The following is an 8,636-nucleotide window of genomic DNA, read 5'->3' on the forward strand; positions in this document are numbered from 1 at the left end:
TTTCCCGAGACTACCCGTGTCCGCCGGCCGGCATTCCCCAGCGGCATTGCGGCTCTTCCTCGGGCCCACCAGACTTTGGGTATGACGCGTCCCACGCATCCGCTCATCACGCCGGCCGCCCTGGCGACGATCCTCGACTCGGTGACGCTCGTCGACACCCGGTGGCAGATGGGCGAGGCGAGCCGCCGGCCGGCATACGAAGCAGGTCATCTGCCCGGCGCGGCCTGGGTGGAGTTCGAGGGTGTCATGGCCGATGCGCCTGGACCGGGCGGCCGTCATCCGATGCCGCGCCGCGAGGTCTTCGCGGCGGCGATGCGCGGGGCCGGCGTCGACAACGACCGCCCGGTCGTGGTGTATGACGACGGCAACTCGCTGGCGGCGAGCCGGTGCTGGTGGCTGCTGAAGTATTTCGGCAAGGAGGACGTGCAGGTGCTCGACGGCGGTTTCGCCGCCTGGCAGGCGGCCGGCCTGCCGGTGTCGACCGACGAGCCAGAGCCCCGGGAGGGCGACTTCTACCCGACCGATCCGGGCGCCCGGCTGCTCGACGCGGACACCGCCGCCGACTTCGCCACGACCAAGCTGCTGCTCGACGCGCGGCCGGCCGATCGGTTCGCCGGACGCAACGAGACGGTCGATCCGGTGGCCGGACACATCCCGGACGCCGTCTCCGCGCCGGCCCTGGCCAACCTCACCGAGTCCGGCACGTTCCTCTCGCCCGACGATCTGGCGCTGCGCTTCACCGCGCTCGGCATCCGGCCGGAGAGCGAGGTCGGCGTCTATTGCGGGTCGGGAGTGCAGGCAACGCACCTCGCGCTGGCCCTGGAGGCGTCCGGCATACACCCGCAGACCAGCGTCTACATCGGCTCCTGGTCGCACTGGATCACCGACCCCGAACGCCCGGTCGAAGTCTGATCAGTCCGCGAGTCGCGGGTGCAGCGCCGGGCTCGACAGGGCGACGGCTGCCTGGCGGGCTGCCGCCTTGAGCGCCTCGGCCGGTGCGGCGCCGTCGAAGGTCGCCATCAAAAAGCCGGCGGCGAACGCGTCCCCGGCGCCGTTGGTGTCCACCACCGTGGCGGGAGCGGCCGGGACCCGGACCAACCGGTCGCCGTCCAGGCACACGGCGCCGTCCGCACCAAGTGTGCAGACGGCCAGACGCGGACCGCGCCGCAGACACTCGGCCATCAGCCGCTGCGGGTCGTCGGTCCTGTCGGCGTTCATGAAGACGACGTCGGCCGCGCGCACGAACGGTTCGTGGAAGGCCGAGCGCCCGTCGTAGTCGTGCAGGTCGATCCACAGCGGCCGGGAACGTACGCTCTGCTCGTCGACCAGACGTGCACCGAGCGCGGACAGGTCGACGAACGCCACGTCCGCATCCAGGATCGCCGACGCCGCCGCGGCCACGTCGTCCTCGGTCGGTTCGGACGGCGCCGCGGTGACGAGACTGATCCGCTCGCCGCGGGGCGTCATCAGGTTGACGTGCGACTCCGTGGCGGAACTGTCCAGGGCGATCACCGACGCACCGGTGCGAGCCAGCGCGTCGGTCACCTGCGTCCCGGCGGTATCGCCGGCAAGGGGTGTGACGAGTGTCGTGCGGGCGCCGAGTGCCGCCAGGTGCGCCGCCTTGCCGGCGGACGTACCGCCGACCGCCCACCAGGAGCGACGCGCGAATTCCAGGTGAGGGCGCGGCTCCGGCAGCGCCTCGAGCTCGATGAGGTGGTTCCAGGTGGCGGGTCCGGTCACGGTGACGGAAGGAGAAGGCACGCCGGAGAGTCGATCACACCGCGCCGCGCAGGACGCGGCCGATCCGGTGGACAGCCGCGGGAATGCGGTCGGAGTCGACGTGCCGGAAACCGAGGGCGAGGCCCTGGACGGCGGGCTGCTCGACGTACCGCGGCGACAGCGGTTCGGCGCCGACACCGGCAGCCGCGAGGGCCCGGACGACCTTCCCGTCCGACCGGCGCTGATCCCGCAACCGCAGACAGACGTGCAGTCCAGCTGCCGACGAATAGGGCTCGAGGACGTCGTCGAGTTGCGCCAGCTCCTCCAACAGCACAGCGCGCCGGTCCGCGTAGACCCGGGTCGCCCGCCGCAGGTGCGCCGCGAGCAGCCCTTCGGCGAGGAACCGCGCCATCGCACCCTGCGTCACGGCGTCGCCCTGCCAGTCCGTGAGCAGTTTGGCATCCCGCAGCGCCGGCTGCAGGGAACGCGGCGCGACGAGGTAGCCGATCCGCAGCATCGGCATCAGCACCTTCGAGAACGAGCCGACGTAGGCGACCCGGCCACACCGGTCGAGGCTTTGCAGTGGCGCGAGCGCCTTTGACTCGTAACGGAATTCGCTGTCGTAGTCATCCTCGACGATCAATGCGCCGTGTGTCGCGGCCCAGTCCAGGAGGGCGGTCCGGCGCCGCAGCGACAGCACCGCGCCGGTCGGGAACTGATGGGATGGTGTGACGTAGACGAGCCGCGCGTTGTCGGGCAGCGCGTCGACGACGAGGCCTTCCTCGTCGACGGGCACACCACACACCTTCGCCCCGTGCGAGGTGTAGAGCCGGACAGCCGCGGTGTATCCCGGATCCTCGACGGCAACCGTGTCGCCGGGCGCGAGCAGCACCCGGCCGATCAGGTCGAGCGCCTGCTGCGCTCCCCCGGTCAGCAGCACGTCCGGACCGTCGGTCACCACCGACCGGGAGAGGCGCAGGTGCCGGGCGATCTCGGCCTGCAGGGGCGGGTGACCCGAGCCGTCATACACCGGTTGTGCCTGCAGTGCCGGCCGCAGCGTCGCGGAGACGAGCCGGCGCCACACGGCGAACGGGAAGAGCCGGGTGTCCGGCCCCGCCACGGAGAGGTCGAAGTCGAGAGGCGGCGCGTCAGGCACCGGGGGCGGCAGCCGGTCCCAGACCGCGCGAGGCCGCACGTCGCCGGTCGGAGCCGGAGCCGGACGGCGTGGACCGACCGCAGCGCTCACGAACGTGCCTGCTCCCACACGTGATTCGAGGTAGCCCTCCGCGATGAGCCGCTCGTATGCCGTGGCCACCGTGCCCCGGGCGACACCGAGCTCCGCGGCGAAGCTCCGGGTCGCGGGCAGTTTCGCACCGGGTGGCAGCCGTCCGGATGCGATGCCGTCGAGCAGATGCTGATAGATCCGGGTCGTGCGGTCGCCGGCGCCGGACAGGTCGACCAGAAGGTCCATCCGTCCACCGTAGATTGGACCAATCAGTTTGGCCAGGAATGGATCTTCGCCGGGCCATTCTGCAAGGTCAGACTCGTGCTGTGCAGAGTTCTCTCTCGGTCCCGCAGGGCGCGGCACTGTCGGTCGCGGCCGTCCTCGGCACCGGCGTCATCACCCTGCCGGCGTTGGGCGTGCAGGTCGCCGGCCCGGCTTCGCTGATCGCATGGATTGCGTTGGTGGCGCTCAGCATTCCGCTCGCCGCGACGTTCGCCGCGATGGGCGCACGGCACCCGGACAGCCGCGGCGTCTCGGCATACGTCGATCGGGCCTTCGGACCACGAGCGGCCGGCGCCATCGGCTGGTGCTTCTACTTCGCGGTGCCGGTCGGTGCGCCGCCGGCCAGCCTGATGGCCGGCGGGTATGTCGCCGACGCGATCGGCGGCGGGCACACGACCGCGCTCGTCACCGCGGCGGCACTCATCGTCGGGGTCGCCGTGCTCAACGCGGCGGGCCTGCGTCTGTCCGGACCGGTGCAGCTGGTGCTCACGGCGCTGCTCGCCGTGCTCATCGCGGTGGCCGTGGTCGTGGCCGCACCGCACGGGACCACCCGGCACCTGGCGCCGTTCGCACCGCACGGTGTGGGAGCGATCGGCGCGGCGGCGGCGCTGCTGGTGTGGGGTTTCGCCGGCTGGGAGGCGCTCGCGCCGCTCGCCGGGGAATACCGCGATCCGCGCCGCGACCTGCCGCGTGCGACCGCTCTCGCCCTCGCGGTCGTCGGCGTCCTCTATCTCGCACTCGCCGGCGCCACCGTCCTGGTGCTCGGGCCGGCAGCGGCCGACACGAGGGCGCCGCTGTCGGCGCTGCTGGTGGCCGGGATCGGCGGACCCGTGCGCATCGTCACCGCGGTGGTCGCCGTGCTGCTGACGTTCAGCGCGATGAACGCCTATTTCGCCGGCGGCTCACGGCTGGGCGCGGCGCTGGCTGCTGACGGCGCGCTCCCGCAGGTGCTGGCCAAGGGGTCCGAGGCGGGCGGCATGCCGCGGCGGAGCCTCGCGGTGGTTGCCGGGCTCGCGCTGATCTCGTTGGCAGCCAACGAGATCTGCTCCTTCGACCTGGCCCAGTTGATGCTGCTCACCACGGGCTGTTTCACGACTGTGTATGTGATCGGCACGGCGGCCGCGGTGCGGCTGCTGCCCCGCTTCGGCGCCGCGTGGTGGACCGCGCTCATCGCCTTCGTCAGCGTCTGCGCGCTGCTGGTGATGAGCGGACCGCACGTCCTGTGGGCGGTCGGAGCCACCGCGGCCTCGCTCGCCTACCGCAGGCTACGGCGTCAGCCGCCGCTGCTCCACGCCTCCGCGGCTGCGACATCGCGCCGGGTGTCGTCGTCCACCGTGCGTGAGTCGAGCCAGCCCTCCGGCAGCACGACGTGCCGCTCGGAGCCGGCGCGGCCGCGCTGACCTTCGGCCGCCTCACCGGGCCACGGCTGGTCGAGGTCGAGACTGCCGATCAGATCGTCCAGCGCGGCGAGTGACTTCACCAGACCCAGGTTGGCGCGCACCTCCGACCCGACACGGAATCCCTTGAAGTACCAGGCGATGTGCTTGCGGATGTCCCGGCAGGCCTTGTCCTCGGACTCGAAGAACTCGGCCAGGTAGACCGTGTGCAACCGCAGCGTCTCCGCGACCTCACGCATCGTCGGCTGCACCCGGGTCGCGCCGCCGGCGAACGCTGCGGCCAGGTCGGTGAACAGCCACGGCCGGCCGAGGCAGCCTCGGCCGACAACCACTCCGTCGCAACCGGTTTCGCGGACCATGCGCAGCGCGTCCTCGGCCGACCAGATGTCGCCGTTGCCGAGCACCGGGATGCTCGTGACCGCCTGCTTGAGCTCCGCGATGGCGTCCCACTGGGCGGTGCCGGAGTAGGCCTGCGCCGCGGTCCGGGCGTGCAGCGCNGATGTCGCCGTTGCCGAGCACCGGGATGCTCGTGACCGCCTGCTTGAGCTCCGCGATGGCGTCCCACTGGGCGGTGCCGGAGTAGGCCTGCGCCGCGGTCCGGGCGTGCAGCGCAACGGCGGCCGCCCCCTCGCCCTCGGCGATCCGGCCGGCCTCGACGAAGGTGAGGTGGTCGGCGTCGATGCCCTTGCGCATCTTGACCGTGACCGGGATGTCGTATGGCGCGGCCGCTCTCACCGCGGCCGACACGACGCCCCGGAAGAGATCGGTCTTCCACGGCAGCGCCGATCCACCACCCTTGCGGGTGACCTTCGGAACCGGGCAGCCGAAGTTGAGATCGATGTGGTCACAGCGGTTCTCGCTGGCGAGGAGGTGCGCCGCGCGTCCCGTCGTCTCTGGATCGACGCTGTAGAGCTGGATCGACCGGGGGGCCTCGTCCGGGTCGTGCTCGATCAGCCGCATGGTCGTCGCGTTGCGCTCGACCAGCGCCCTGGAGGTGATCATCTCGCTCACGTAGAGGCTGGTCGCTCCGGAAGCACCCCCGGCAGCGGATCCGGCAGCGCCATACCGACGGCACAAGCGGCGGAAGGCCCGGTTGGTGATGCCCGCCATCGGGGCGAGCACCACGGGTGAGGCGATGGTGTGCCGGCCGATCTGCAGGGGCGGCAGCACGGGCGTCGGGGTGAGGGTGTCGGTCATCGCGTCATACATGGTCCCAGGAGGGCGGCATACCGCCAAAATCAGAAGTAGCTCTTGGTCCCGTCGAGCAGCTCGCGAATGAGGTCGAGGTGACCGACGTGGCGAGCCGTCTCCTCGAGCATGTGCAGCACCATCCAGCGCACCGACGCCTCGCCGACCGAGTGCAGCTCGGTGGACCCGGTCGCGTCGAACCCGGCGGCTTCGATCGCAGCATCGGAACGATCGCAGGCCGCTTGGTACTCGTCGAGCAACTGCACGAGCGGGACATCCGCCACCTGGAACTCTGAGTCGTCCACTCCGTCGAAGCCGGTCCCGATGCCGGGTCTGCCCAGCAGCACCTCGCCGAACCACAGTTCCTCTGCCCAGCGCAGGTGGGACACGATGCCGGCGACCGTCATCAGCGGTGACGTCGGGATCACCGAGCGGTGCGCGTCCTCGTCCGAAAGACCGTCGCACTTCAGCCGGACGATCCCCCGTTGCAGGCGATACCAGCCCATCACCGCGTCGAACTCGTCAGGTTGTCGGTCCGGCCGCTCCGTCGTGATGCTCATCCACGAACGGTAGCCCCGCCGAAACCCCAGCACGTCCACCGCCCGCCGACTACCCGTGAGCGTGTCGAAGGGCCGTCGGCGCGCCTGCAGAGAAACGGGTTCTGTTGCGGGCGTGCACTATTCGCCGGGAGTGGTGATGTAGGTGCGGCCGGACGGGCTCGTCCAGGTGCAGACGCCGTCGGGCGTCATGGTGACCGACCAGCCGTTTTCATGCTTCGTGCGGTGATGATGTCTGCACAGACAGCAAAGGTTGGACGTGGAGGTCGGTCCGCCGGGCCAGGCGGTGACGTGGTCGATGTCGCACCACCGGGCCGCGCGGGTGCAGCCCGGGAAGCGGCAGTGCACATCCCGGGTCCGCACGAACTGTTGCAAGCGCATGCTGGGCCGGTAGTGCGTCTCGGACGTTTCGACGGTGACGCCGGTGTCGGCGTCGACGAGTGCGCGGGTGATCGTCATCCCGAACGTCCGAGAGATTTCCTGGATCACCGAGGCGGGGATTACTCCGATGCCGGGCACCATCGCATCCCCCAGCCATGCAGCCGGGGCTGGTGCGGCATTCTTGCGGGCAGCTCCTGCCTGTGCCGGCACAGGGTCAGGTGACGACTGGCGTGGCGGCCCGGTGGTGTCGTCGCAATATCGCTGGCGGTCTTGCCGGTCTGCCCAGTCATCAGCCAGCTCGGTCGGATCTTCGTCGGCCAGATCAGGTGGGTAGAGGCGCTTGAGCAGCTCGTTGAACTCCGCCTCGACCTGCGCCGCCGACTTCAGCACCGTCCGTTGCCCGCCTCCCAGATGTCCGCCGTCGGCACCGGACGCATCCGTCGTCGCGCCCGGCGAACCGGTCCCGGCTGTCGTGGGCGTCGGTGCGCCGTGCGGGAAGACGGTGAGCCCGGTGATCGGGTGCCCGAACGCGGCTGGCCACCAGGAAGCACAACCACCGCTGCCGGTGGTGCGGGAGGACGAGAATGCCGAACCTCGCGCGTGCCCTGTGGTTTCCGTGGCGCCGGTGTGGATCGGGACCTGGATGACGAGTTTCGTGGTGATGTTCGTGTTGCCCAGGATGAGGTCGGTCAGCGCGTCAGCCCGGCACTCGGCCAAGGTTTTGCTCGTGGTGGTGTCGGTGTGCAGCTGTCCGGCCAGTTCATCGACAGCAGCCATGATCTTCGCCGCCGGGTCCGAGGACAGGATGGCATGCAGGTGGGTCAGCCCCGGTTCGTCGTCGGGGTGGGCGAAGACCCCGACCCTGTCTCGACGCCGCCGTTGAGCGGCCTTGCTCGCGGCGACCTTGTCCAGATGGGCCAGGATCCGGTCGGTGCGCTGCTGCACCTGCCGCGCCGACTGCCGGGCGAGCTGGTCGACGTTCGCCTGCTCCACCGCGGCGGCCTCGGCCTGGGCCACGCCCTCGTCATCTGGACTGTCGCCCAGCAGGGCGGACTCCACCTGCCGTGCCAGATCGAGGGTGACCGGATCACCGTCGTCATCGACTTCGCGGATCACCCGACCCAGGGCGCGGTGGATAGTGGCCAGTTTGGCCGGCTCGAGCTTGCCGGCCGCCACCTGCTTGAACAACCTTGGCGTGCGGATGATCGCATCGGTGGCCTCAGACACCCGGTCGACCGCGTGCCCGGAGGTCCAGCCGAACAACGGTCCGATCTCCGATCCGATGAATTCGTCCTGGTAAGCACCGACCGCGTGGCGGAGCTCGCGGGTGCGGTAGCCGTCCGGTGAGGTGTTGTCCGGGACCAGCTGCTCTTCGATCGCGGCGGCCTGGCCCAGTCGCGCCGATTGCACCGCCCACGCGGTGTTCAGCACTCGTTGCGCGGCGACCGCTTGCCGCAACAACTGCTCTTTGGTGAGGGTGATGGTGTCGAGCCTGGCGTCCTCGAAGGCGGCGACCAGCAGCTCGAACGCCGCCGTGATCTTCTCCTCGGCGCCCATACCCGCAGCCGATCCTGACGCGCGGTCTGCGGATGTACCCTCCATGGGTTTATACTACATGCGTTCGAACGATATGTCGAGGGTTGAATCTCACCTGTTTCCTTCAACTGCAGCACATTAACGCTGTCAGTGGGTCGTGCAACACCTTCGTCCAGGGTCGGTCCGCCGGACACGGTTGGACAGCCTGGACCCGTTCCCCCGCTACACCTCGATACGCATAGATGATGATCGTGTGCTGGGCAAGGGTGACTCTTCGATACGCCGACGTCCCTGGTGTTGTGGGGCTGTCTTCCAGGAGATCGGTCCTCTTGCCCAGCATGCGCGTGCCGG

General features: G+C 70.2%; 5 protein-coding genes and 3 pseudogenes. 2 read left to right on the forward strand and 6 right to left on the reverse strand.

What is annotated here, in order from left to right:
• Positions 1 to 81: 81 nt before the first annotated feature.
• Complete coding sequence (locus ACN8HC_RS14135; protein ID WP_490075478.1) at positions 82 to 912, forward strand: sulfurtransferase; 831 nt, start codon at positions 82 to 84, stop codon at positions 910 to 912.
• On the opposite strand, the gene ACN8HC_RS14140 is transcribed toward ACN8HC_RS14135, so the two are convergent.
• Both ACN8HC_RS14140 and pdxR read right to left on the reverse strand, forming a co-directional pair.
• A complete protein-coding gene (locus ACN8HC_RS14140; protein WP_490075479.1) occupies positions 913 to 1,761 on the reverse strand; it encodes a carbohydrate kinase family protein in 849 nt (282 codons plus the stop codon).
• 13 nt (positions 1,762 to 1,774) lie between these two features.
• Positions 1,775 to 3,190: a MocR-like pyridoxine biosynthesis transcription factor PdxR gene (pdxR, locus tag ACN8HC_RS14145; RefSeq protein ID WP_490075480.1), complete on the reverse strand. Its 1,416-nt coding sequence runs from the start codon at positions 3,188 to 3,190 to the stop codon at positions 1,775 to 1,777.
• A 38-nt stretch (positions 3,191 to 3,228) separates the two neighbouring features.
• Here pdxR and ACN8HC_RS14150 point away from each other — a divergent pair.
• Positions 3,229 to 4,419 (forward strand): annotated as a pseudogene (locus ACN8HC_RS14150) (amino acid permease); the annotation flags it as partial.
• Positions 4,420 to 4,499: 80 nt separating this feature from the next.
• On the opposite strand, the pseudogene ACN8HC_RS14155 reads toward ACN8HC_RS14150, so the two are convergent.
• The 4 genes and pseudogenes from ACN8HC_RS14155 to ACN8HC_RS14170 form a co-directional block, all read right to left on the reverse strand.
• Positions 4,500 to 5,129: pseudogene (locus tag ACN8HC_RS14155) on the reverse strand (tRNA dihydrouridine synthase); the annotation flags it as partial.
• Between the two features lie 4 nt (positions 5,130 to 5,133).
• Positions 5,134 to 5,820 (reverse strand): annotated as a pseudogene (locus ACN8HC_RS14160) (tRNA dihydrouridine synthase); the annotation flags it as partial.
• 41 nt (positions 5,821 to 5,861) lie between these two features.
• Positions 5,862 to 6,371 (reverse strand): DinB family protein, encoded by a 510-nt coding sequence (locus tag ACN8HC_RS14165; protein WP_490075481.1) that lies wholly within the window; start codon positions 6,369 to 6,371, stop codon positions 5,862 to 5,864.
• A 117-nt stretch (positions 6,372 to 6,488) separates the two neighbouring features.
• Positions 6,489 to 8,351: an HNH endonuclease signature motif containing protein gene (locus ACN8HC_RS14170; RefSeq protein WP_490075482.1), complete on the reverse strand. Its 1,863-nt coding sequence runs from the start codon at positions 8,349 to 8,351 to the stop codon at positions 6,489 to 6,491.
• Between the last annotated feature and the right edge of the window lie 285 nt (positions 8,352 to 8,636).

It is taken from the genome of Flexivirga sp. YIM B11880 (genome assembly GCF_058148645.1).